Annotated in this window: 19 protein-coding genes; 14 read left to right on the top strand and 5 right to left on the bottom strand. The window is 47.1% G+C overall.

Going from position 1 to position 25,627, the window contains the following annotated elements:
• The first annotated feature begins 4 nt into the window (after positions 1 to 4).
• From NXH67_RS07650 to NXH67_RS07610, 9 genes are all read left to right on the top strand, one after another.
• On the top strand, positions 5 to 4,297 hold the full coding sequence (locus NXH67_RS07650) for a hybrid sensor histidine kinase/response regulator (protein WP_272796979.1): 4,293 nt from the start codon (positions 5 to 7) through the stop codon (positions 4,295 to 4,297).
• Positions 4,298 to 4,323: 26 nt separating this feature from the next.
• On the top strand, positions 4,324 to 5,082 hold the full coding sequence (locus NXH67_RS07645) for a response regulator (RefSeq protein ID WP_272796978.1): 759 nt from the start codon (positions 4,324 to 4,326) through the stop codon (positions 5,080 to 5,082).
• Between the two features lie 8 nt (positions 5,083 to 5,090).
• Positions 5,091 to 7,463, top strand: a complete 2,373-nt coding sequence (locus tag NXH67_RS07640) for an HD domain-containing phosphohydrolase (protein ID WP_272796977.1) — start codon at positions 5,091 to 5,093, stop codon at positions 7,461 to 7,463.
• Positions 7,464 to 7,564: 101 nt separating this feature from the next.
• Positions 7,565 to 9,196, top strand: a complete 1,632-nt coding sequence (locus NXH67_RS07635; protein WP_272796976.1) for a DUF6020 family protein — start codon at positions 7,565 to 7,567, stop codon at positions 9,194 to 9,196.
• Between the two features lie 121 nt (positions 9,197 to 9,317).
• Positions 9,318 to 9,611, top strand: a complete 294-nt coding sequence (locus NXH67_RS07630; protein ID WP_022779023.1) for a hypothetical protein — start codon at positions 9,318 to 9,320, stop codon at positions 9,609 to 9,611.
• A 45-nt stretch (positions 9,612 to 9,656) separates the two neighbouring features.
• Entirely contained in the window at positions 9,657 to 11,153 is a 1,497-nt protein-coding gene (locus NXH67_RS07625; protein WP_272796975.1) for a carboxypeptidase M32, read from the top strand.
• 85 nt (positions 11,154 to 11,238) lie between these two features.
• Positions 11,239 to 13,068: a glycoside hydrolase family 27 protein gene (locus tag NXH67_RS07620; protein ID WP_272796974.1), complete on the top strand. Its 1,830-nt coding sequence runs from the start codon at positions 11,239 to 11,241 to the stop codon at positions 13,066 to 13,068.
• A 34-nt stretch (positions 13,069 to 13,102) separates the two neighbouring features.
• Positions 13,103 to 13,465, top strand: coding sequence for a hypothetical protein (locus NXH67_RS07615; protein ID WP_022779026.1), 363 nt, complete (start codon positions 13,103 to 13,105; stop codon positions 13,463 to 13,465).
• Positions 13,466 to 13,501: 36 nt separating this feature from the next.
• Entirely contained in the window at positions 13,502 to 14,632 is a 1,131-nt protein-coding gene (locus tag NXH67_RS07610) for an SLC13 family permease (protein WP_272796973.1), read from the top strand.
• Between the two features lie 8 nt (positions 14,633 to 14,640).
• On the opposite strand, the gene NXH67_RS07605 is transcribed toward NXH67_RS07610, so the two are convergent.
• The 5 genes from NXH67_RS07605 to NXH67_RS07585 all read right to left on the bottom strand — a co-directional run bounded on the left by NXH67_RS07605 (position 14,641) and on the right by NXH67_RS07585 (position 21,334).
• Entirely contained in the window at positions 14,641 to 16,335 is a 1,695-nt protein-coding gene (locus tag NXH67_RS07605; RefSeq protein WP_272796972.1) for a GGDEF domain-containing protein, read from the bottom strand.
• Positions 16,328 to 18,043: a sensor domain-containing diguanylate cyclase gene (locus tag NXH67_RS07600; RefSeq protein ID WP_272796971.1), complete on the bottom strand. Its 1,716-nt coding sequence runs from the start codon at positions 18,041 to 18,043 to the stop codon at positions 16,328 to 16,330. Before NXH67_RS07600 ends, NXH67_RS07605 begins: the two co-directional genes overlap by 8 nt.
• 88 nt (positions 18,044 to 18,131) lie before the next feature.
• Entirely contained in the window at positions 18,132 to 19,004 is an 873-nt protein-coding gene (locus tag NXH67_RS07595) for a TPM domain-containing protein (RefSeq protein WP_272796970.1), read from the bottom strand.
• A gap of 42 nt (positions 19,005 to 19,046) precedes the next feature.
• Positions 19,047 to 20,105, bottom strand: a complete 1,059-nt coding sequence (locus NXH67_RS07590; protein ID WP_272796969.1) for a hypothetical protein — start codon at positions 20,103 to 20,105, stop codon at positions 19,047 to 19,049.
• Positions 20,106 to 20,125: 20 nt separating this feature from the next.
• A complete protein-coding gene (locus NXH67_RS07585; RefSeq protein ID WP_272796968.1) occupies positions 20,126 to 21,334 on the bottom strand; it encodes an SPFH domain-containing protein in 1,209 nt (402 codons plus the stop codon).
• Between the two features lie 135 nt (positions 21,335 to 21,469).
• Here NXH67_RS07585 and NXH67_RS07580 point away from each other — a divergent pair, with 135 nt between their 5' ends.
• From NXH67_RS07580 to NXH67_RS07560, 5 genes are read left to right on the top strand one after another with little or no spacing between them, the layout of a single operon-like run.
• A complete protein-coding gene (locus tag NXH67_RS07580; RefSeq protein ID WP_272796967.1) occupies positions 21,470 to 23,101 on the top strand; it encodes an ASKHA domain-containing protein in 1,632 nt (543 codons plus the stop codon).
• Positions 23,102 to 23,116: 15 nt separating this feature from the next.
• Positions 23,117 to 23,449: a cupin domain-containing protein gene (locus NXH67_RS07575; RefSeq protein ID WP_272796966.1), complete on the top strand. Its 333-nt coding sequence runs from the start codon at positions 23,117 to 23,119 to the stop codon at positions 23,447 to 23,449.
• The gene (locus tag NXH67_RS07570) at positions 23,446 to 23,616 is read left to right on the top strand and encodes a DUF6472 family protein (protein WP_022767772.1); all 171 of its coding nucleotides are present in this window, start codon (positions 23,446 to 23,448) and stop codon (positions 23,614 to 23,616) included. Before NXH67_RS07575 ends, NXH67_RS07570 begins: the two co-directional genes overlap by 4 nt.
• 18 nt (positions 23,617 to 23,634) lie before the next feature.
• Positions 23,635 to 24,735 carry an ABC transporter ATP-binding protein gene (locus NXH67_RS07565; RefSeq protein WP_022779035.1) on the top strand — a complete coding sequence of 367 codons (1,101 nt, stop codon included), beginning with the start codon at positions 23,635 to 23,637 and terminating at the stop codon, positions 24,733 to 24,735.
• Positions 24,732 to 25,622 (top strand): carbohydrate ABC transporter permease, encoded by an 891-nt coding sequence (locus NXH67_RS07560; RefSeq protein ID WP_022779036.1) that lies wholly within the window; start codon positions 24,732 to 24,734, stop codon positions 25,620 to 25,622. The genes NXH67_RS07565 and NXH67_RS07560 overlap by 4 nt, the downstream gene beginning before the upstream one ends.
• Positions 25,623 to 25,627 lie beyond the last annotated feature (5 nt).

Raw genomic sequence — 25,627 nt, 5'->3', positions numbered from 1 at the left:
AGGCATGCTGCGAAGAAACAAAAAACTAAATAAAATAGCAGCTATGCTTTGCTCATTGAGTCTTGCGCTCATTATGGGGGGAAACTGCGCTCTTTTGGCAGGAGCCACTGACGGTGCAGTAAAGGCCGGATCTGAGGAGAAAGCAGGGATAGGCTCAGAAATGTCCGTTGATGCAGAAAATGCAGTGCCCATAGGTGGCGGCTTCGCAGCCAGCGGCCAGTCCGGATCTGTTGGTTATTCAGCGGTTATGTATGATGAGACTAACGGCCTTATAACCTCCGATGCCAACTATATCCTGGGCTCGTCAGATGGCTATATCTGGATTGGTAGCTACAGCGGAATCTTTAGATACGACGGAAACGTTTTTGAGAAAATAGATCATTCCGAGGGACTTACAAGCGCAAGAGGCCTGTTTGAGGACAGCAAGGGCCGCATCTGGGTTGGCACCAATGACAATGGTGTCGTGGTCATAGATGGAGAAGACATCACCTGGATCACCTACAAGGAGGGGCTTCCTTCCTCCTCCATAAGAGTTTTTGCCGAAGACCATGACGGCAATGTATACATAGGTACCACAGCAGGGGTGTGCTATGCCGATGAGAAGCTTCGTATTCACCCCATGTATGATGAGAGGCTTAATGAGGAGAGGGTTCTTCGCCTTGATTGTGACCTTGACGGCACAATCTACGGCTCCACCCAAAGCGGCAAGGTATTCTCCCTGAAGGATACAAGAGTTCACCAGGTATTTGAGAGTTCGGACCTTGGTATCAGCAAGATAACCACTATGATCGCCGATCCTGAGCACATTGGATATGTATATATCTGTACAGAAGACAGCTACCTGTATCACGGCAGATTTGGCAGCATGACCAACGGTATGAAACGTATATCCGTTTACCCGCTGTCGGGTATCCATTGGATAAATTATGACTGCGGAAGGATCTGGATATCCTCCATAAATCAGGTCGGGTATCTTGATGAGAACAATCAGTTCAATCTGCTGGAGGATCTGCCTGTGGACAGCGGAATCGAGATGATGACCAGCGACTATCAGGGCAATTTGTGGATTGCATCCTCCAATCAGGGAGTTGTCAAAATTGTATCCAGTAATTTCCTGGATATGACCGGCAAAAGAGGCCTTAATAAGGAGCTGGTAAATACCACCTGTATACTTGACGGAGTGCTGTATGTGGGCACCGACAGCGGACTTCGCGTGCTTGAAAACGGCTCACTTGTAACAAATGCTCTTACCAAGTTTATAGCTGATGCCAGAGTGCGCTGTATTATCAGTGACCGTCAGAAGAATCTGTGGATAGCAACCTTTAATCACAGCCTTGGGGTTGTCTGCCTCCAAAGATCAGGGAAAATAGTGAATTACACTGTGGAGGATGGACTTCCCGGCAATGAGATAAGATGCATTTCTGAAGCCTCAGATGGTTCTATCCTTGTGGGTACCAATGAGGGACTGGCTGTTATAAAGAACGAAGAAGTTGTAAGGTGCGTGGATGCTTCAAGTGGCCTTAAGAATAATGTTTTTCTGACAATCTGTGAAGGCGATAACGGTAATATACTCGCCGGTACTGACGGCGATGGTATCTATGTTATTCAGGGTGTTGGCATAGATAAGATAGGAAGGACCAAAGACCTGACCAGCGACGTGGTCCGCAGGATTAAAAAGGATAATATTGATGACCTGTACTGGGTTGTAACCTCCAACTCCATCGAGTACCTGAAGGATGGGGCTATTACTCCTGTTACAACGGTTCCGATCAGTAATAATTATGACCTGTTCTTTGATGATAACAACGGTATCTGGATAGTGTCTTCCTATGGAATCTACAACGTAAGCAGAGATGATATGCTAAATGACTCCGTGACGGACTACAGGCTTTTTACCATGGCCAATGGCCTTTCCAGTACTCCTACCTCCAATTCCTTCAGTTGTATGGATGCGGACGGAAATATCTATATTGCGGGAAGGCATGGCGTATGCAAGGTCAATACCAGACAGTTTTTCCGCCAGAGAATGGATGTTAAGGCGGTGCTTAAGTCTGTTTACTGCGGTGATGAGCGGATCCTTCCGGATGAGCAGGGACGATATGTCCTTCCTTCTGCGGATTCCCGTGTAAAGATCAGTGCCGCAGTTCTGGATTATACACTTGTGGATCCTCAGGTCCACATTTATATGGATGGCAATCAGAAGGACGATGTTCTGGTGGCAAAAAGTAAGCTCACGCCCCTTGAGTATACGGGAATGAGTAGCGGTGACTACACCCTCCATCTGCAGGTCCTTGCCGGCAGCAACACCCAGGTAATACTGGAGAATTCCTACAGTTTTACCAAACAGCCCAGAATGACTGAGCTTCTGATAGTAAGAATATTGGGCTTTGTCCTCATTGCAGCCTTTGCGGGACTGATAGTATGGCGAGTTATGGCAGGAACTGTCATCAGGCGTCAGTACGATGAGATCAAGCATGCAAGGGATGAGGCTCAGCGTGCCAACTCCGCCAAGACCAGATTTTTGGCTAATATCTCCCATGAGATCAGGACGCCCATCAATACTATCCTCGGTATGGATGAGATGATCATGCGTGAGGATCCTGCCAATGTACCAAAGGGCTATTTCCTGGCTATGATGAACTATGCCCTTGATATTAAAAATGCCTCCGATGCTCTTCTGGGACTTATTAACGACCTTTTGGACATCTCCAAGATCGAATCCGGCAAGATGCATCTTGTGGAGCAGGAATATGATGTCAGCGACCTTCTTCGCTCAATTGTATCCATGATCAGGGTCAAGAGCACGGAAAAAGAGCTGACCTTTGACGTTGTAGTTGATGAGACGGTGCCCACAAGGCTATACGGAGATGCCGGCAAGATCAAGCAGATAGTGATCAACCTCCTCACCAATGCGGTAAAATATACTGAGAAGGGTGGTCTGGTCCTTAGTGTATCGATGCCTGAGAGGCAGGATGATATTATTAAAATACGCTATTCCGTAAAGGATACGGGTATCGGCGTAAAGGCTGAGGATAAGGAAAAGCTTTTTACCGCCTATGAAAGACTGGATGAGCAGAAAAACAGCGCCATTCAGGGAACGGGCCTTGGCCTTGATATCTCCAGAAGATTTGCAGAGCTCATGGGTGGAACCCTGGTCTGCGAAAGTGTGTACGGAGAAGGTTCAGACTTTATCCTGACCATAGAGCAGAAGATCGTGGACAGAACGCCCATCGGATTTTTCGTTGAGCATGACGAGAGTGTGGCCAGCGGTCCTTACGTTCCGCAGTTCATAGCTCCCGATGCGGATGTGCTGGTTGTTGATGATACACCTATGAATCTGACTGTTATCAAGGGGCTTCTGAAGGCCACCAAGATATTTGTTACCACCGCCGAGAGCGGAGAAGAGTGTCTCGAGAAGATGAAGACCACCAGGTTCAATGTGGTGCTTCTTGACCATATGATGCCGGGAATGGATGGTGTCGAGACTGTGGCGAAGATAAGAGAGACGGACAAGGATATTCCTGTCTATGCCCTTACCGCCAATGCCTCTGTTGGAGAGGAGTTCTACAGATCCAAGGGATTCACCGGCTATCTTGCCAAGCCTATAGACAGCCTTGCCCTGGAGAAGACCATCATGAAGCATCTGCCTGAGGAGATAATGTACAAGCCCACCATGGAAGATGCCGTGGCAGAGCCCGAGACCATGCCCGAAGATCTTGACTGGATCCGTGAGATCCCTGAAATATCGGTGGATGAGGGTATTAAGAATTCCGGCGGAATATCATCGTATATCTACTCACTGAAGCTCTTCCTTGATACCATCGACGGCAACGCCAAGGTGATCAGCGATGCTTACGAAAATGATGATATAAGGCTGTATACCATTAAGGTCCATGCTCTCAAGAGCTCCGCCAGAATAATCGGAGCATTGGAGTTCTCGGCGTTCTGCGCAAGTCTTGAGGATGCCGGTAACAAAAAGGACAAAGAGTATATCGACATGAATACGGAGGACCTTCTTCGAAGGTACCTGGAGTTCAAGGGCAAGTTATCCAAACTGTCTGCGGCGCAGGAGCCTGATAATGCCGATGATAAGGAAGATATACCGCCGGAGGAGCTGGCAGATGCCTACAGCGCCCTTAAGGATGTTGTGCCGCAGATGGATTATGATGCGGTTGAGTTTATATTGAATCATCTTAAAGAATACAGACTTCCCAAGGAGGACGAGGAGAAGGTCGCAGAGCTGACGCAAAAGCTCAAGGTCTTTGACTGGGAAGGTATGGAAGAACTTATTAAATAAGCAGGGGATCACTAAGGAGAGAAGAGATGCTCGATAATCGAATGATAGTAGTTGGTGCAAAAGAGTCTTTTATCGTCCGGGTGCTTGTCAGCAAGGCCCAGGGCGTTGGAATCGAATGCGAATTTGTTCCCTGCACTGTCAATGACCTGAATAAGAAGCTGGACACTGCGGGGCTTATAACTCTGTATATGGACGAGAACGATCTTCCTCCTGAGGACGTAATACATTATCTCATTGACAAGATGGAGGAAAAAGAACTGCAGATGATCCTTATCGGAGAGCAGATAGATCTGCAGCGCCTTAGTGAGCATATTCCCCAGGACCTGATATACTCCGTATTTTCAAGGCCTGTGGACAATGCCAAATATCTGGCCACCGTTACAGATTACCTGAGAAAATCCAGCCTCGGTGAGTTCAGAAAGAGCATCCTTGTGGTGGATGACGACCCCAACTATCTGGGACTTGTAAGGGAGTGGCTGAAGGACTCTTACAAAGTATTTATGGCCAATTCCGGACTTCAGGCTATTAAGTGGCTGGGAAAAAACAGTGTTGATCTTATCCTACTTGATCATGAGATGCCTGTGACCAGCGGCCCGCAGGTTCTTGAGATGCTAAGAAGTGATGAGGAGACCAAGGGGATTCCGGTTATGTTCCTTACGGGAAAAAGCGACAAGGAAAGTGTTATGGCAGTGGTTGCACTAAAGCCCGAAGGCTATTTTCTTAAGACGATACAAAAGGATGAGCTTCTGGAAAAGCTCAAGGAGTTCTTCATTCTGCATAAATGAGGCAGTCTATGTATGAGTATTTAGTCACCAATCAACTTAATATCATGCTGATCTTATGCGGCGCCTGCGGAATTATGGTATTCCTTCTTCTGATAACAAGATTTTTGTCCAAGAAGAGGAAATGGGCACTGATTCTCATGGAGCTGGTAGCTATGTTCCTTCTCTGGTTTGACAGACTTGCGTATATCTACTCGGGAGATGTTAGCCGAAAGGGTTATTTTATGGTGCGCATAAGCAATTTCATGGTGTTCTTCCTCACCTCTGCGGTGGTGCTGGTATTCAACGTTATTGTCAGCAATTACACCCTGAATGAGGGCGGCGCCAAGAGCCTTCCCAGAAGACTTGAAACTGTGGGAGTCATATCGGTTGTGGGTATGATACTGGCGGTGGTATCGGCTCTGACAGGGCTGTATTACCATTTCGATGCCAACAATGTTTATCACAGAGGAAGCGGCTTTCTGATCGCTTATATCGTACCGATAGTCTGTCCTTTGTTGCAGTATACGGTGATCAGGCAGTACCGAAGGTCCTTCAGTAAGCTTATCTACATTTCCATGCTGCTCTATATCTTTGTTCCCATTTTCTGCGGAGTACTACAGATATTTGCATATGGCATATCAATTGTGAATATGTCGATTGTTGCAGTTTCCATAAGCCTGTATATTTTTACCTACCTTGATATCAATAACACGGTTGAACATGCCCACGAGATCGAGATCCGGAATATGCAAGGCGAGCAGCGCCGTATGAAGAGAATCTATGATCAGACTGCCAAGGCCTTTGTCTCAGCTGTTGAGAAAAGAGATGATTTTGCCAAAGGAAATGCCGTGAGGATTGCTGAGTATGCCAGAAAGCTGGCTGCTCTCGCAGATAAGGACGAGGATTTCTGCGACCAGGTGTATTATGCAGCCCTTCTTCACGACGTAGGACTGATCGGTATTCCCGATTCGGTCATTAAAAATGAGGCAGATCCCAGCAAATGGGACCGGGAGGTCATGAGAACCAAGCCGGTTATCGGTAAGGAAATCCTGGCCAATATCTCTGAGTATCCATACCTTAGCGTTGGCGCCGCCAGCAGTCATGAGAGGTACAACGGCACTGGCTACCCTGAGGGACTTAAGGGTGATGCAATACCTGAGATAGCAAGGATCATAGGTGTGGCAGATGCCTATGTCACTATGACTACCAAGAAGAGATACAGAGATGCAAGGCCCAGCTTTGTGGCCAGGGAGGCTTTTGTCAGCGGTTCGGGAGCGGAGTTCGACCCATTGTATGCGGGGCTTATGGTAAGAATAATTGACGATGAGACCCAAAGCCAGATCCACGACGATATTTCACTGGTGGAAAAAGAGCTTGTCTGCAGGGACTACAGAACCACTGTGTCCCTTGGCATTCCCGTCGCCACAAGTATAGAAAATATCAGCTTTAACTGCGAGATATCACCGGATCCGCAGGTGCAGTACAGCGCACCTTCCATCATTCTGTTTGACTCCTTTGACAGACGTATTCATGATAATCCTAAGGCTATCAAGTCCTATCATTATCTGGAGTACGGAGAGGTGTGGTTTGATAATCACAGCATAACCACTGCAGCCAGAAAGATTGAGGAGAATACCATTGAAGGTGATGTCAATCTGGCTATGATGAAATCCGTAAGCGGCAAATATGAGATATCTGCCGTTAAGTATGAGGATCACCTCAAACTCCTGATGACCTGTCCGATTTACAAAAAGGAAGTCATCATAGCGCTTCAGGACGGATCCACCTCCGTATATATCGGAATTACCGGTGAAAACTGTTCCATCAAGGATATAAACATTGAACAGACCGATGAAGTGATAGGCCCGGGCTATATCCCCAGAATATCGGAGGAAATCAGCTATATCAACCACATGGAGTCGGATATCAAGAACGTACAGGTTAATCAGACCTGCTCTGCATTTACGGATAGTGTGGAGATCGACGGCAAGCTTGAACTTGTTTTCCATACCATGAGTCTGCCGGTTGCTACCTTTGTGTGGCATTGTCCCTATGCTCTTTTGTTCAGTTCGGATAACGGAAGGCTCAAGGGAAAGAATTACAGAGCCTATGCCCTTATCAAGCTAAACGGCGAGGTTGAGAACAAGTATGATTTTGCCGTTAACAGCTTTACCATGAAGAGAAAGGACAGTTTTCCGGGGTGGGATACCTGGAAGGAGAAAAATAGAGAGGGCATGGAGTGCAGGATCAGCTTCGAGAGGAAGGGAAGCAGGATAATCACGACTGCTGAGAATCTTGGGGTATACCTTGAATGCACCACAACCATCAACGATCCCGTGGAGAAGGTCTATGTCGCTCTAACCGGGGATCGATGCGCCCTGACAGACATCCGGATAAGATAGAGGGATGAAAAATCATATATTTTTTTACAGATAAATAGTGTATACTTTAGAGGAGTAAACGTTAACACGAGAAATAACAGACGAAAAGGGGGAATCGTCAGTTGAGCAAGGTTATTTTTTCAGTGGTTTTTTCGTTTTGCATCTCTATCGCCAGACAGATAGACAGGGAGGGGGCCTTACATGTTCCGGGGGCAGGTGAGATCCTTTCTTTTGTTGTCATGGCTGCACTTTGTTATGTCGCGTTTGCCATAATAGGTAGACTTGCTGACAGAATCGGCAGCAAACTCTCAGCCAATATAAGTTTAATCGAGGATGAAGGCCGCTTGGAAGCGCTGGCTCCAAGGATCATACCGGTCTTTCTGTTTCTTGTCGTCGCCTATGGCTTAGTCCTGTGGGGCGTCTATCCGGGATTTTTCACATACGATGCCGGAACCGAGATCTCTCTTTTTACCAAAAATGCCAATACGACCTGGCATCCGCTTTTCCACACCTATACAATGTGCAGCCTTATTAATTCTGTACATGACCTGACAGGGAATTACAACCTGGGGATTTTCTCCTATATTGCACTTCAGATGGTGCTTTTTGCCGGGGCTTTCACCTATATGTACTGCGAACTTATAAGATATCGAATCCCTAAGGCGGTGCGTATAATCTGCCTTGGATTTCTTGGCCTTTTCCCGCCTGTTGTAATGTATGTACTGTGTTCCGCAACGGACTCAGCATTTATTCTGTGCGTGATGATGTACACGCTGCAGGTTCTTGCGCTTCTATGCACTCCGGAAATATTCCGCAAAGAGCCGGTGCGGTTCCTGCTAATGGGTCTGTTTGCCACGCTCTTCATGTTATATCGCAAAAACGGCATCTATGACTTCGTCGTGTTTATCCCGTTTCTTATTTGTTTTGCCCAAAAAGAATACAGAAGAAAGCTTATTATGATTTCTCTTACATCGCTGGTGTTGTTTTTTGCCGTTAATTCTGCTCTCATAAACGGACTTGATGCGGAAAAGAACGGGCAGCAGGAAGCCTTCGCTGTTCCGCTCCAGCAGCTGGGAAGGGTTTACAACTATTATCCTGAGGACTTCTCAGAGGAAGATCTTGAGTACCTGACATCCCTTCAGAGCCTCGACAGATGGCAGCTGTATTCCGATAAAGTGGCGGATGACCTGAAGGAACAGGTCGATGGCAAGGTCATTCTTGAAGATCCGGGGGCCTTTATGTCCGTTTATCTCAAAATGTTCATAAAGCACCCCAAGGCATATTTTGATGCATGGCTCTTGACCGGCTATGAGATGTGGTACCCCGGTGCTATCTTTGACTGCTTTGTGGGCTCGGGGCTCTATGAGCAGGTGAGTTATTTTGCCTGGGTCACTGACATGCCCGGCTGGCGTGATCTCGGAGGAAACTACATCGACATTGCCTACAGAGCAATTTCCGTTAAGATGTGGCCCCACAAGATTCCAATCCTTCATTACATCTGGACTCCGGGATTCTGGCTCTGGTTTTCTATTGCGGCATGCATCTACGTTTCACGAAAAGGTTCCCGTGGTTTTGCCAGGAGTTTTACCCTTATATTCATCATATATCTGTCTATGCTATTGGCGCCTGCTTCCTTCGTGCGCTATGTTGCGTACATTTTCTTCACCGCGCCGCTTATGGTATGTGGGATTCTGTTTCCGCAGTGCTTTGCTGCAGCAAGTGCAGACGAAGAAGCTGTGAGGAAAGCTGCGTAGAGATTATGCAGCTGCTGCGATGTGGGGCGCTGTGGTACGAACGGTTTATCTCGACAGTGCCACGAGGTAATGATAAAATCAGTGTGTTGCGATAATCGTTTCAAGCAGACAAGGAGGTAACATGGAACCAATTAATAGTATTGACGCAGAGGACGATCAGTTTGCATACAGATATGACACACAGCTTCTGATAGACAGAAGAGACAAGGACCTGGATGAGGATGAGATCTCGGATTACATCACCACTCATTTTGAGGGCAATTCTCTCATTGCCGCAGGTGATGAGGACCTTGTGAAGATCCATTTCCATACCAACGAGCCCTGGAAGGTGCTTGAGTACTGCAATACCGTGGGCGAAATCTACGACATCGTGGTAGAGGATATGATCAGACAGTCCGCAGGACTTCAGGGCTAAGGAAATCTGCCTTCAGCCAATAATTAATTTACGAGGAGAAACAGCATGACATTACTTGAACAGTATTTAGAGAAAAAGAAAGAACTTAATTTTATAGATCACGCAACTTCCCTTATGTATTGGGATCTTGAGACCACAGCTCCCGACGGAGCCAAGGAGAAGCTCTCCGATGCCCTTACATATTTTTCAACTGAGAGCTTCAAGAAATCCACCAGCGATGAGTATTACGAGCTTGTAACCAAGCTCTCTGAGCCCGAGGAGTTCGAGAAGCTTGACGACGTAATGAAGTTCGATATCAGGAAGAACAAGAAGAACCTTGATAAAATGAGACGTCTTCCTGCTGATGTATACGAGGAGTTTGTTAAGACTACTAATAAGTCAGCAATTGTATGGCCCAAGGCTAAGCAGACTAACGACTGGAGCATTTACAAAGAGCCCCTTGCCGCTACCATCGAGATGGTTAAGAAGGTTGAGGGCTACACAGATCCCGACAAGGATCCCTACGATGCTCTTATCGATGACTACGAGGAAGGCATGACTCAGGAGACCATAGACAAGGTATTCGGTGAACTGAGACAGGAGCTGGTTCCCCTTGTAAACAAGGTTGTGTCAGCACCTCAGCCCGATTCCTCCAGATTTTCATTCAAGGTTCCCGCTCATGTACAGGCGGAAGTTTGCAAGTACATTGTTGAGTATATGGGAATGGATATGAACAGATTCTGCCAGGGCGAGACAGAGCATCCCTTCACCACCAACATGAACATTGATGATGTCAGAATCACCAATCACTACAAAGAGAACGCTTTTATAGAGGCTCTTTTTTCAGCCATTCACGAAGGCGGACATGCCCTTTTTGAGCAGAACGTTGACCACAAGTATGAGGGCACGGCAGGCAGCACCATTAACTACATGGGACTTCACGAGAGTCAGTCCAGATTCTATGAGAACATTCTCGGAAGAAACATCAACTTCTGGAAGCCAATCTGGCCCAAGATGTGTGAGATGATCCCTGAGCTTAAGGAAATCGGTATCGAGGAGTTCTACAGAGAGATCAACCACGTACAGAACAGCTTCATCCGTACCGAGGCAGACGAGCTTACTTATTGCCTCCACGTAATTCTCAGATATGAGATTGAAAGAGAGATCTTCAAAGGAAACGTGACAGTAGAGGAGCTTCCCACGGTATGGAACGACAAGATGCAGGAGCTTCTTCACATCACTCCGGGCACAGATGCAGAGGGTGTCCTTCAGGATATGCACTGGTCGGACGGAAGCTTCGGATACTTCCCTTCCTACCTTCTTGGCAGCATCTACGACGGAATGTTCCTTGAAGCTATAGAGAAGGACCTTGGCAGCATTGATGACATCCTGGCAGCAGGCGATATCAAGAAGATCACAGCATGGCTCAAGGAGAACATCCATCAGTACGGCGCCACAAGAATTTCTTCTGAAGTCCTTGAGAAGGTATGCGGTCAGGAGCTGTCAGCCAAGCCTCTTATCAAGTACTTCACAGACAAATACACCAGAATATACAATCTTTGATCATAATACTATGATCGGGCTACAAACTAATGCCGGGGCCAAATACTTTTTGACCCCGGTAAAAATATGAAGAGGGGTATGAAAAATGGACGGATACAAGGGGTTAACTCCCGACAGATTAAATGACGACAGGAGATATGATTCTTTTTCAAACGGACAGGTTCTTCTGGGAAAAAAGAAAAATCATCTCCCTGCCATGGGCTGGAATTCCTGGAATGCCTTCGGAAGCGGCAACACAGAGGCCCTCACCAAGGCTATGGCGGACAAAATGGTAGAGCTTGGTCTTGATAAACTGGGCTATAAATACGTGGTCCTCGACGATGGCTGCTATAAGAACGAGAGAGTAGACGGCCTTCTTTCCAACGAAGAAGTTAAGTTCCCAAGCGGCTTCAAGGCGCTGTCCGATTACATTCACGATAGGGGCCTTAAGTTTGGAATGTACAATGATATCGGAAGCAATCTCTGCGCCGGGGCAGCAGTTGGAACTTGCGGCCATGAGAAGCAGGACGCAGCCAGCTATGTATCCTGGGGTGTTGACTTTCTGAAGGTGGATAACTGCTATTATCTTTTTGACAACGCTACTTTTTCCAACCCCTGCAATGCACGATACACCTATGCCCCGGCTATTCATGCCGTTACCCTTAAGGGACAGGGCAAGGAGGAGACCTTCACCTGCGGCGTCAACCTACAGGTCAGCGGAAACGGCGTAAGGACGGAGCTAATTGAGGATAGAAATTTCTTTAGCAATATCGGAACCTTCGACGGAACGGGACCTGAGACTTCTCCTGTCGGTGATGAGAGCGGCGAGATATTTTTTGACACAGAGATCCCAAGTGACGGAGAGTATACGATTCTTGTGGACCATATAAACGGCGCGGAATCCGGCATCGGAAGCTGGCTTCAGATCGCAGCGCAGTACGAAGGGAAGACATTATATCTCTATGATGATTTCTTCGGACCTCACCCCGTTATTACCGATGAGAACAAGGATCCCAAGAATCCGCCGGATCATACGAAGCCCACTTCCACAGCAGTAACAGCAGTGCTCAAAAAAGGCAAGTGCAGGATCCGTCTTATGAATCACAGACGTCAGGAGAATACCCTTAACTCCTACGCAAGGCTCCTTGAGGGACTAAGTGAGGCAGACCCTTCCCAGACAATCATCTACTCAGCCTGTGAGTGGGGCAAGACCCAGCCCGCAAACTGGGGCTACAAGGTCTGCGATTCCTGGAGGATACTTAACGACATCACCTTCAGAGTGGGAAGCGACGGAGATCCCGGCGTTGGCACCTGGACAGGAGACTATACCACCAGCGTAACTACCCAGTACAGCAAGGCTGTAATAATGGATGAGTTCGCCGGCCTGGATAAGGGCTGGAATGACCCGGATATGCTGATGATCGGAATGAATGGTCTTGATCTTACGCAGAACAGAACGCATATGACCATGTGGGCTATGATGAACTCACCTCTTATGCTTGGTCTTGACCTTAGAAGAGTTACGAAGGGGGATGACCTCTATGGCATAATCGCCAATAAGGATATCATTGCCCTTAATCAGGACAGTCTTGGAATTCAGGCCAAAAGAGTATATTCGACCCTTGCGGAAACTGACCCTTCCAAGGAATATATTCGTGATATTGACAGAGTGGATATTCTGGCCAAGCCCCTTTCCGAAGGCAGATTTGCCCTTAGCTTCATCAATGTCTCCGAAGAGGATAAGAATGAGGAATTCAAGGTGGATATGGCTCTTCTTAAGAAGTATCTGGGAGATAAGATATCGGAGGCTCCTTGCTATGAAGTTAAGGATCTCTGGACCGGAGAGATATCTGAGAACACTGATGGAGTATTCTCAGTTAACGGAATCAGAGCCTGTGACAATATTACAGTTGTAATTACTCCAAAAAGCGTGTAATATCAATAGACGTTCGAGTGCAGAGGAAATAGTTATGACCAGTAAGAAATTTACACAGTCTTTAATAGATGCATACTTTGAAAAGACAGGAAACGACCTCACGGATGAGGACGTTTCCCTTTTTGAGTACTACCTTCATGACGGTGCGATTCCAAGAAGACTTGCTGCCAGGGTAGTACATCTTTTTATGACAAGGATCCTTAATATTCCTGATGTTGACTGGGATAAGGCGCTGACTCTAAGAGACATATATGAGTGCAGATCCTGTGCCAATGCCATTGCGCAGGTATACCAGAGAGGATTAATGCTGCCCCTTGATGAGGACAGGTTCGGATTGTCCGAAGATGTGACCGAGGAGGTTCTGGACAGAATCATTGAGAGACTGTACAGCACCTGATAATTGTAGAAAATAAGAAGTAGGATATAAGCAGTAATGAATTCAGTAAAAGCAATTTTTAACAAGGTAAAATCAGACCCGGTGCTGATCGCAGCATGGGTATTGGCCGTAATATCGGCTTTTTTTGTGCATCCATCCAGGGAATACCTGGGATATATTGATTTCAGGTCTCTGGGAATTCTCTGGGGACTTATGGTGATCGTTCAGGGACTTAAGGAAAACGGCGTATTTGAGCAGGTTGCGGGAAGTCTCCTTAGGAAAGTGAAAAGTCCATGGCAGCTATCGCTGGTGCTGGTGGCATTATGCTTTATCAGCAGTATGTTCATCACCAATGATGTGGCGCTCATAACCTTCGTTCCCTTTGCAATCATGATCCTCAAGGGCTGCCGCAAAGAAAAGCTCATGATTCCTGTGGTGGTGCTTCAGACCATCGCCGCCAACCTTGGCAGCATGCTGACACCCATAGGTAATCCTCAGAATCTGTACCTCTTCGGACTTACGGGAATGCCCATAGGGGCTTTCCTTGGAATCATGCTTCCATATACGCTGGCAGCAGCGGTGCTTCTTTTTGTTTCCACACTGTTTTTACCTGAGAAAAAGGGGACGCTGGCTACAAACAGCGATATTATGGAGCCTGAAAAAGAAGGCAGCAAAAAGCAGATCGCGGTATACTGCGCTTTGTTTGTGATCGCGCTTCTTACAGTACTTCGTGTTATCCCCTGGTATATTACCGCACTGATAATACTTTTTACCGTGATGATCATATCTCCAAAGATAATCGGAAGAGCAGATTATATCCTGCTTCTTACTTTTATTGGTTTTTTCATATTTACGGGAAATATGGCCAAAATTCATTCTGTCAGTGATTTCCTTAAGTCTGTGGTTGAGAATCATGAATTTGCAGTGGCAGTCATCGCCAGCCAGTTCATCAGTAATGTGCCTGCGACACTGATGCTGTCAGGATTTACCGGTAGCTACACGGAGCTTTTAATAGGAGTTAATGTGGGCGGCCTTGGAACCCTTATTGCATCGATGGCAAGTCTTATTTCCTACAAGTCATATACTCAGGAATACAGAGAAAATCAGGGCAAATACCTGCTGGTATTCACCCTGATGAATGTTTTGTATCTGGCAATTCTTGTAGTACTTCATCTGATCATAGGCTGATGATATCCCTACAGCCTCATATGTATTCCCAGCTCCTCGTGCATCTTGCGCTTAAGTTCATACATGCGCTGATCTGCGAGGAGGTATACTTCATGGGAGCTCTGGCCCGGGCATTCATGTCTGAAGGCATAGCCTGTGGACACGCTCCTTCGATATTCGGGATAGAGGGCGTTGAGAACGTTCAGCGCCGAGTTCATGCGCCCGATCAGGGCACTTACATCCACGACTGAAGAATCCTTGATGATAACAAGGAATTCATCTCCGCCTATTCTGGCTTTGAAGGTATCATCACCGAAGGTATTTCCCAGCACTTTGGCAAAATCTTTAATATACTTATCCCCGGCCAGATGACCGAATTTGTCATTTACGGGTTTCAGACCGTTGAGGTCGATGCTGATAATGCAGTAATCATCCTCTGTGTCGTTGAGGCTTTGGAGGCAGCTGTCGGACTTTGCCCTGTTCGCAAGGTTGGTAAGACCGTCTGCATAGGCCAGATGAGAAAGAGAGATATTCTCTTTTTTGGTAGCATAGGTCTCAGCGATGTTGACGAGATAGTTGGCCAGCTGACACATTGCAAAATAGATACAGCCGATGGAGATTATTCCCTTTTCCAGAGGCTGATAAATACTTATGTGGAGCAGGGTACTTGCAAAGTAGAACAGAAGGTGAACCACCTCCGCCGAGGTGAAGCCGCACAGGCCGGCCATCTGTATCATTGAAGAGGAGGAAATATCTCTTTTCCTCAGGTTCTTCTGGGCAAAGTATATGATAAGACCAAAGCCCACAAGTCCGTCCACATGGTACAACAGAAGTGTTGAACGCAGATGTATACCAAACACGAAGTGAAGAATATATTGCATAATGGGAATCGTACATCCCACAATGGCGGTTATCAGATACAGCTTTTTATTCTCGATATTTTGGATCAGATACAGCATTACGTAGCAGAACGGAACCATTGAATACATTGTGATGTACTCGATAATAGTTTCGTCGGGGGCGTTCATATACATCGAGAGGATGTTGTAGCAGCTAAGAAGCCACAGTCCCATGGACATGCTAAACACTGAGCCTATCAGAAGCGTTATTACTTCCGGTACCGAGGTTATGAAAAACAGTGTTATGCATAGGAAGGCAAGACCAAAGGCCAGCAAGAAGAAGCCTGTGATAATGATCTGATTATTATCATGGGTCAGCATTCTCTCTACGTCAGGCTGTGAACCCAGGGTAACAGGCTCCAGGCTGGAGAAGGGATTTTTCTCTCCTACATACATGGTGAATCTGACTGTTTTGCCGGCGTAGTCCTCCGGAAGAGTTATAAAGTGGTTGACTTTACCGATATGCTTGCCATCCGCATAGTCCATCAGGCCGTATTCATAAATGAGATTGTCATCAATATAGCAGCTAAGGGTCGTATAGCGGCTCTTGAAATGCAGTACGGGGAAGTCCAGCTTACCTGCATCCGGCAGGGTGATCCACATGGAGACCCTGTCATTTTTTTGCAGTTTCCCATCAAAGATCTGATATATCTTGGTAATATCGACGTTTTCATAGGTATTGGAATTGATGCTGACGTTCCATCCGGTATCAAGCTTAATAATTGCGCCTCTGGGGGTAAAGCCAAGTATATAGCGCAGAATGGTGACAGCTACGAGAGCAATGAAGATGGCGGCAACTATTCTCAGAAGGCGGGTTTTATTCATCACTGTCACCTCCTTCCGATTTTTTGCCCATGGCTTTTAAGAGGTCATCATAGAGTCTTCCGAGAGACTGGTTATGATGCTTCTTTTTCATGGAATACATGCGGGCATCTGCAAGAAGGTAGACGTTCTGGGCAGTGGGTCCGGGCTGAACCTTCTCATCCTTACTGGTGGCATAGCCATAGGATGCGGAGTAGCGCATAGGGCTCTCCTTGGCTGATTTCTCGCTCATAAGGTCCTGCATGTTCTTAAGATCCTTAAGACATTTCTCCTCGTTGATATAAGGGAGAATGGCAATAAACTCATCACCGCCCATTCTTCCAACTATATGAGCATCCGCAAAGCTCTCCTTCAGAATGTCTGAAAAGCCGCTAAGAAGCTTATCTCCTGCAAAATGGCCGTAATTGTCGTTGGTATATTTGAGATAATCAAGATCAATACTGATTATTGTGTAATCGTCCTTAAGATTAGCCAGAGCCTGTTCGCACCTGGCTCTGTTGGAGAGACCGGTGAGGGCATCGGTGTAGGCCAGGCCCTCCAGGCGCTGCTGAACCGAAATCTCGTGAATATATTCAATACTGTGGAAGAAGTAATTGAGGATCAGACAGATGATGAAAATGAAGGCTCCTACAGTCATGAAATTGATCCTTGCGGTGGCTTCTCCTATGCTCCCGAATTTCAGAATGTTGAATTTGATGATATCAACTACGGAGCAGCCCATAAAGAGGATAAGGCCCAGAAGGAGCATGTAGGTGGAGTAGTTCTTTTGAACGAAGATATCGTCGGACTTGGTGTTTTTGACAAAGCGAACTATCAGTGTCGGTATGATAACAACACCCTCCACTATGGCCAAAGCGTGGAGATACTGCACGAAATGACAGATGTGGATGATATTGAAGATATGCATAAGGGTGGTAAAAATGGCAAAAGCGGTATTCAGGATAAAGAAACCAATAAGGAATTTCCTTGCGATTACCTGCCTTGCGGACACGATGAAGCCCAGAATTGCCATGGGAAGTGAAAACAGTGAGAAGTATTCGATAAAGGTGTAAAACTCAGCTTTGTCTGACAGGTACCAGAGGATGTCGTTGTAGCTAAGGATGTAAGCACCCATGAAGATGGATAAAAGTCCTTCAAAACCGATACTGAAATCCTTTCTTTTGGACAAAACAAAAAAGGGCGCCAGGATAAGAAGGATAAAGCCCAGGGTTGTCAGGAAAATACCGATGACAAGGGCTATTCTGTCCTTCTCGACAAGATTTCTTACAATGTCGTTGTAGTTACCAAACAGTATAGGTGAGATTCCGGAGAAAGCGTTGTTGTCCTGGGCTGTCATGGTGATTTCTATCGTTTTACCCCGGTAATCATCAGGAAGTTTGACGAAATGCATTATCTTGGGCATCATTTTGCCTTTTTCCGCAAGCTCCTGACCATAGCTGTAGTATGGCTGACCGTCAATTTTAATATCAACGGTGGACAGGATGGAGCGAAATTCGATAGTAGCCGGGGTAATGCCGTCGGAAGGAAGAGTAGAAGTGATGGTGACAAAGTCGCCTTTGTTCATAATGCCGACGGAAGTCTTAGAGAGGGAATCGGTCTTGAACGAATCATCCCCACGACTAACAGTCCAGCCCTGCTCGAGCTGGACAAGGTCGTAGCGACTTTCGGTACTGATCCCTGCCGATCCCAAAAGATAAAGTGCATATGACATAATCAGGATGGCCAAAGATGTACATAGAAATGTACTGACTTTGCTTCCTATTTTCACTGATTAACCTCGCAATCAAACAGTTGTAGGATTAGAAATGTCCGTGGCCGCCGCCGTGGCTGTGGCCGGAGCTTGATGTATGAAGCGTGGTGCCGCCGCCTGAGCCTCTTGAGTCGTTGTCCCTGGGAATGGGAGTCTTGGTAACTCTCATTGTTCTGTAGGAGTCGTTATGCAGTGTCAGATTAATGCCCTTGTGGGACTGATAGCCCTGAGCGGATGCATTCATGTGTACGGTGTTTAGCTGGGCCTTCATGATAAGAATCGGAATAATGGCAACTACCAGGCCTATGAGGATACATACAAGGCCGCCAAAGGCCAGATCTGAGGCACTTCTTGGGGCTCTTGCACCGATATCGTAAGGAGTGCCCTCTTCGTACATCTGTAAATATTTATCGGCATAATCGCCGTAAATCTTTAGTGCATTATAATAATATCCCGAAGAAAGATCATCCATCATTTCGTCAATAATCTTATCTTTTCCATAGTCGGTAAAGGCTATGTTACCTATTCCGTCAGTGCACCAGCAAAAGGATCTGTCCCCCATGGCGATCATGAAGAGGACGCCGCTGTTACCATATTCAGCTCCCATTCCGTTATAGTCGAAATAATCATCTGTAAAATCCTGTATGCCGCCTGAATAATCATCTACGGTAAGTACGCAGACGTTACAGTTGTGAGCCTTGCTGATTGACTGAAAGTATTCAAGGAGCTGTGCTTCTTCGCTGTCACTTAAAAGGTCCGCGGTATCGTAGACCAGAGGCTTCTGTCTGGTGTCCGGAACTTCGTAGGAGTCCCAGAGATCACCAAATGCCGAGGCTGTGAGTGAAGGAACAAGCATAAAAGCAAGGATGAGAGTAAGGCTCACCAAATATTTAATTATAGGGTTACTAATTTTTATTTTCATTTAAATTCAAAATTCCAGTCTCTGTCTTAGAATTACGCAAAATCACATAAAGAAATAAAAGATGAAATAGGCTATGGCCGCTGCAACTCCTGCGATGGGGAAGTAGTATTTCAGGGCTTCCTTCATGCTAAAGGGCAGGTCACCCACAAATTTGCCGCTCTGTCCGTTCATGGCAAAGATGTAGTTCTTGCCTTCCCAGGTGGTACTCAGGATATAGCAGGGATAAAGGGCATACTTATTGGAGGTACGCAGGGTCCCTGCATTCTCGGTAATGGGTCTTACGGAGCCGTAGCCTGATACGGTGGCTCTAAAGTCTGAGGCCACAGAGGTCTTAATTCTGTCAAGGGCTCTGGGCTGTGACTCCGAGGCACTGACATTGTATTTGTTTGCCAGAAATCCGGCCAGATATGCCATGTTAAAGGGAGTAAGCTCGCTCTGGTCAAAGGGCTCCAGGGACTCCATAAGGTCATCGGGCATCTCTTTGGATCCGTCTACCGGAACCTTTTCGAAGTCTTCGGTACCTTCTCTGCGGATGTCATAGAACTTGGTCTCTGTGTAGTTGTAGTTTCTGTCGCTCCAGGTTCTGACTCTGGTTCCCTCATAGTAACCCTGGAAACTCTCGGTTGCATCAAAGAGCCAGAAGGGCACATAGACACCTTTTATCTCATCGATATGATTTTTTTCAAAAAAGACCTTGGGCAGGAGCTTCTTGGATTTGACATATCCGGTGTAAGCTGCGATGGCATCTTCCTTAGTCTTCTTGAAGGGGATGATGTAGTCGGGCTTAAATTCTCCTGTGAACTTCTCACTTACCGCAACGTTGTTGCTGCAGAAGGGGCATTTCATTGAACCAAGGGATTCTGTGGCAAGAATTTCACCGCCGCAGGAACCGCAGTGGTAGATATACATCTGTGTCTCGGGACCTGTCTGCCCCTGGGAACTACTTTCCACGGCTTCACCGCTGCTGGTTGAGTTGTGATTGGCCACATAATCTTTTACATCAAACTCGGAATCACAGTAGGGACATTTGATCTTCTGAGTTTTGGGGTTAAATTCCATTGCCCCGCCACAGGCGGGGCATTCATATTCTTGTAAAGCCATTATTATCCTCTGTAGAACAATTATTGGTTAGCCGGTCTGGGGCTTCCGCACTGGCTGCAGAAATTGCCGGTGTTTACTGCGCCGCAGGAGCAGGTCCAGCCTGCTGCAGGTCTCTTGGAGCCGCACTGTGTGCAGAAGTTGCCGCTGTTAACAGCGCCGCAGGAGCAGGTCCAGGAAACGCCGGAAGGAGCCATCTGAGGAGCAGGAGCAGGAGCTGCCTGCTGAGCGCCCATGTTAAAGAGCTGACCTGCGTTCATACCACCTGCCTGTTGAGCCATGTTCATTCCTGCAAAGGCCATCATAGGGCCTGCATTAGTATTCTTGGCAGCATCCTGCATTGCCTGTGCCTGAGCACTTGCGATTGTTGCAGCTGCCATATTGGGATTACGAAGAGCGCCTGCTCTCTGGAGCTCTTTAATTGTCTTCTCATCTTCCTCGTTCGCTGTAACTGAGCTTACGCCGAAGGAAGAAATCTCGATACCGTAGAATTCACGCCACTTCTTGGACAGAACGTCGTTGAGTGCATCTGCGATCTCGGTTGTGTGTCCCGGAAGAGCGCTGTATCTGATGCCCATCTCGGAGATTTTCGCAAATGCGGGCTGAAGTGCTGTAAGAAGCTCGCTCTTAAGCTGTGATTCAATCTTGTCTTTTCTGAATTCGCCGTCAACGTTGCCGCAGATGTTCTTGTAGAAAAGAACAGGGTCGATAACATGATAGCTGTATTCGCCGTGACACTTGATGCTTACGTCCATATCAAGGCCGATATTTGTATCAACAACACGGAAAGGAACAGGGTTAACTGTGCCATACTTGTTGCCAAGGATCTCCTTGGTGTTGATGAAATATACTCTCTGATCGGTTCCTGCGCTGCCGCCAAAGCCGATTCTCTTGCCCCACTGCCTGAAGCTGGCAACGATGTTCTCACCCAGGTCTCCGTAGAATACTGAAGGCTCGGAAGATGCGTCATATACAAATTCGCCTGCCTCAGCACAGATCTCAGTGATCTGTCCCTGATCAACGAGGATCATACACTGACCTTCGTTAACGGCGATGATTGAGCCGTTGGATATTACGTTGGTTGTTCCTTTTTTGTTCTGACCTCTTCCGGGCTTGTTCTCACCCTTTGTAAGAAGCACATCGTTCGGAAGTGAAGGGCAGTAGAAGTACTCTCTCCACTGATCCGCCAAAACGCTGCCGCCAGCCTGAAGTGCTGCAGAAATAATTCCCATAACAATCTCCTTTCATATGTACAAATTTATGTCTTAATAATTTTTTGACTAAATAATTGTCGAATTGTCTGACATTACCTATTTTCGCACATTTGCTGGGAAAATTCCAACTTTTTTGTGCTAAACTAGTGATGTATGAAGGCGGATGAGATTAAAGTAACGATAATTACATATGACCGGACCTACGATCTGACCTCTGTGCAGGGCACTAAGCTTAAGGATCTCCTGGATTCCACCGGTATCTCCTACAGTCTTCCCTGCACAGGCGCAGGAAGATGCGGCAGATGCAGAGTCAGGTTTACTCAAGGCGCGCCGGAAGCCCGTGACGATGAAAAGGCTAAGCTGACAGCGGAGGAAATATTTCAGGGCTACAGGCTCTTATGCAGGTGCATCCTTGAAGATAACTGTGCCATAAGTCTTACGGATGCAGTGGACGAAGAGAACATAAGCATAGAGACGGTGAAAAAAGGTACAGACCAGGCGATAGGTAAATCAGACAACCTCGGCATCGCCATCGACCTTGGCACAACCACCATTGCCGCAGCCTTGATACGGCCCGCTACAGACAGCAACAGATCAGATGATCCGCAGTCCTACGAGGTCCTTGGAACCGCCAGCTGTGTCAATCACCAGCGCAAATACGGAAACGACGTGATATCAAGGATTGCAGCCGCTGAGGACAGCGAGACAGCCAAAGAGCTGCAAAGCCTTGTCATAACTGATATTGAAGAACTCATACAAGAACTTATAAGAGAATTCGGCGGAGGTTCCACAGGCGATATTTCTAATAATCCTTCCATCGGAGCCATCACCATTGCCGGCAACACCACGATGCTGCATCTCCTTGAAGGCATGGATGCATCGGGACTTGGGAAATATCCCTACACACCAGTGTCCACAGCAATGGTAAAAATGGATTCGGACAGGCTTTTTGGCAGTATCCGGGGCGCTAAGCTCACGATCCTGCCCGGAATCTCATCCTTTGTCGGCGCAGATATCGTAGGGGGGCTGTTTAGCCTTACATTACGCGGCGAAGAGAGATACTTCTTCATTGACCTTGGAACCAACGGAGAGATGACCTTTTTTGACGGCGAGAACCTTAAGGTTACCTCTGCTGCGGCAGGTCCTGTCTTTGAGGCTGGCGGTATCAGCTGCGGAGTGGCAAGTATTCCCGGTGCCATCAGCCACGTGGAAATAGATGAAACAACAAGCAGAGCGAAGTATGAAACAATACAGAGGCAGGGTACATCTTCCGCGCAGCCACCAATCGGCCTCTGCGGAACCGCAGTATGTGAGATAACTTCCGAGCTTGCAAGGAGCGGTATCATGGACGAGACAGGCCTTTTATCCGACGAATATTTTGATGAAGGCTTTCCTGTCACAGAGGACGGACAGATCCGTTTCACTCAGCAGGATATCAGAAATGTCCAGCTTGCCAAGGCCGCAATACTAACCGGGGCCGGAACCCTTGTGGGAGAGATGATTCCTGACAAGGTCTATATTGCAGGAGGCTTCGGAAGCCATATTATTCCGGAGAAAATTGCAAGACTTAGGATGTTTCCCGAAGGATTTGATGGTAAGATAATTGCAGCCGGTAACACATCACTTAAGGGGGCAGCTATGTACACCGCAGCAGTCCTTTTAGGAAGTGAGAGTGAGGCGGCTGCCGATGCAAAGCTTGGGCACATCACTGATACGGCCCAAACAGTGGAACTGGCGGCAATTGACAGCTTTGACGAAGCATATCTTGAAGCAATGAACTTTTAACGGAGGAAATAGAATATGAAGGACGTTAGATGGGTATTTCACAAGGACGCAGAGCCCCAGGATCAGGGAAATGGCGTGGTAAGAAGAGTTCTTGCCTACACAGACGACCTTATGTGCGTTGAGAATACCTTTGAAAAAGGCGCAGTGGGAGCCCTTCATCACCACCCACACACCCAGATAACCTATGTTGTCAGCGGCGAATTCGAATTTGAGATAGACGGGGTTAAAAAGGTAGTTAAGGCCGGAGATACCATGCTTAAGATGAACGATGTGATCCACGGCTGCACCTGCCTTGAAGCGGGAATTCTCCTTGACATCTTTAACCCCATGAGAGAGGATTTTGTATGATCTGTGACAGCTGTGCCAATTATGTATATGACGAGGACTGGGAGTGCTACACCTGTATGGTCAACATGGACGAAGATGACTATTACAGACTCATGTCCGGCAATAACAAGGAATGCCCATACTACCAGGATGGGGACGAATACAAGGTAGTAAGACATCAGATCTAAAACAGACGAGGAGCAGTTATGAAAATAGTATTAGAGCACCTGACCAAACGCTTCCCCAACAGGAACAAGAAGATCAGGGACGAAGTTGTGGCGGTAAATGATTTTGATTTTACAATCCCGGACGGTAAACTAATTGGCCTTCTGGGACCTTCGGGCTGCGGCAAAAGTACCGCTCTCAATCTGATCTGCGGACTTGAGAAGCCCACCGAGGGCAAAATATATTTTGGGGACCTGGACGTCACAGCGCTTGCGCCGGAGAAAAGAGGCGTGGGACTTGTGTTTCAGAACTATGCCCTGTATCCCCACTTAAGCGTCAGAGAGAATATCAGATTCCCGCTTGAGAATCTTAGAGGTGACAAGAAGCTCACCAAACAGCAGATGGAGGAAAAAGTCCTGGAGGCCGCCAAGCTCGTACAGATTGAAGAGCTTCTGGACAGAAAGCCCAATGAGATGTCCGGCGGACAGCAGCAGAGAGTTGCCATCGCAAGAGCACTGGTTAAGAGACCCCAGGTGCTTCTTCTGGACGAGCCCTTATCCAACCTTGACGCAAGGCTCAGGCTCCAGACCAGAGAGGAACTTAAGAGAATACAGCTGGAGACCGGTATCACCACTGTATTTGTAACCCATGACCAGGAAGAAGCCATGAGCATTTCCGACACCATCGTCGTAATGAAGGACGGAGTTCTGCAGCAGATGGGCAAGCCTCAGGACATCTATGACGATCCCATCAACCTTTTTGTTGCCAAGTTCCTGGGGACTCCCCAGATCAACGTTTTTACCGGTGAAGTAATAGGTGAAAAAGTATATATAGATAAGGCGCAGGTCTGCGACGCACCCGGAGTCAGAGACGGAGATGTATATGTCGCTGTAAGACCCGAGGGTTTTGTTGTGGATCCAAGCGGTCCCCTTATCTGCGAATTCATAGGCCGTGAAGTCATGGGCCGCGATACCAGCGTCATCGCAAGACACGGCAATTTCCTTGGGGAAAACATAAGAGCCATCATTCCCTCCGAGGAACTTATAGACTCCAAGGACGGAAGTGTTCGTTTTGCTCTTAAACCTTCCAAAGTTAGACTCTTTGACAAGGGCAGTGAGGAAAGGATCAGGGTGGAAGCATGAAGAAGAATCTGACAGCGTGGCTGTGTCTTCTTCCGGCCATCTTATTCTTAGGGATATTCATGGTCTATCCTCTCGTGGACGTTCTGGTATATTCCTTTGAGGAAGGTTATAACTTTGCATCCCAGAGCTACTTTGGAACGGGAACCTACAATTATTCCTATGTCCTTAGGGATCCCTATTTCATCCAGGCTCTTAAGAATACCTTCATTATTGTTATCATAACGGTTCCTCTTTCCACCGGAATCGCTCTTTTGATCTCCCTTGGCCTTAGTTCCATCAAGGTTCTCAGAGACTTTTACCAGACCGTATATTTTCTGCCCTACGTCACCAATACGCTGGCTGTAGGTCTTGTTTTCATGGTTTTGTTCAAAAAAACTCCCTACTCCGACGGCCTTGTCTCCATACTGATACAGACCTTCGGCGGCAAGGGTGTTGATTTTATCGACGGTCCCTACTGGGCCAAGATGTTCGTTATGTGCTTCTATACCATATGGACTGTAATGCCCTTCAAGATCCTGATCCTTACAAGCGCGCTGTCCTCCGTCAATCCCATGTACTACAAGGCGGCAAGGGTGGACGACACAAGACCCTTCAGGATTTTTTACAAGATAACGCTGCCCATGATATCACCAATGGTCTTTTACCTCGTGATCACAGGCTTCATCGGGGCTTTCAAGGCCTACAGCGACGAGGTTGCCCTCTTCGGAACGGACCTCAATGCTGCGGGAATGAACACAATTGTTGGTTATGTATACGACATGCTCTACGGTAACAGCGGAGGATATCCTTCCTATGCATCAGCGGCGGCACTTATCCTTTTTGCCATCGTATTTACCATAACCACCATTAACCTTATGGTCAGCAGAAAGACCGTTTATTATCACTAACTTCG

Source organism: Butyrivibrio sp. DSM 10294 (genome assembly GCF_028539135.1).
Lineage (GTDB): Bacteria > Bacillota > Clostridia > Lachnospirales > Lachnospiraceae > Butyrivibrio.
Note: the sequence above shows the minus strand (reverse complement) of the source record. Positions and strands in the feature narration are given on the sequence as shown.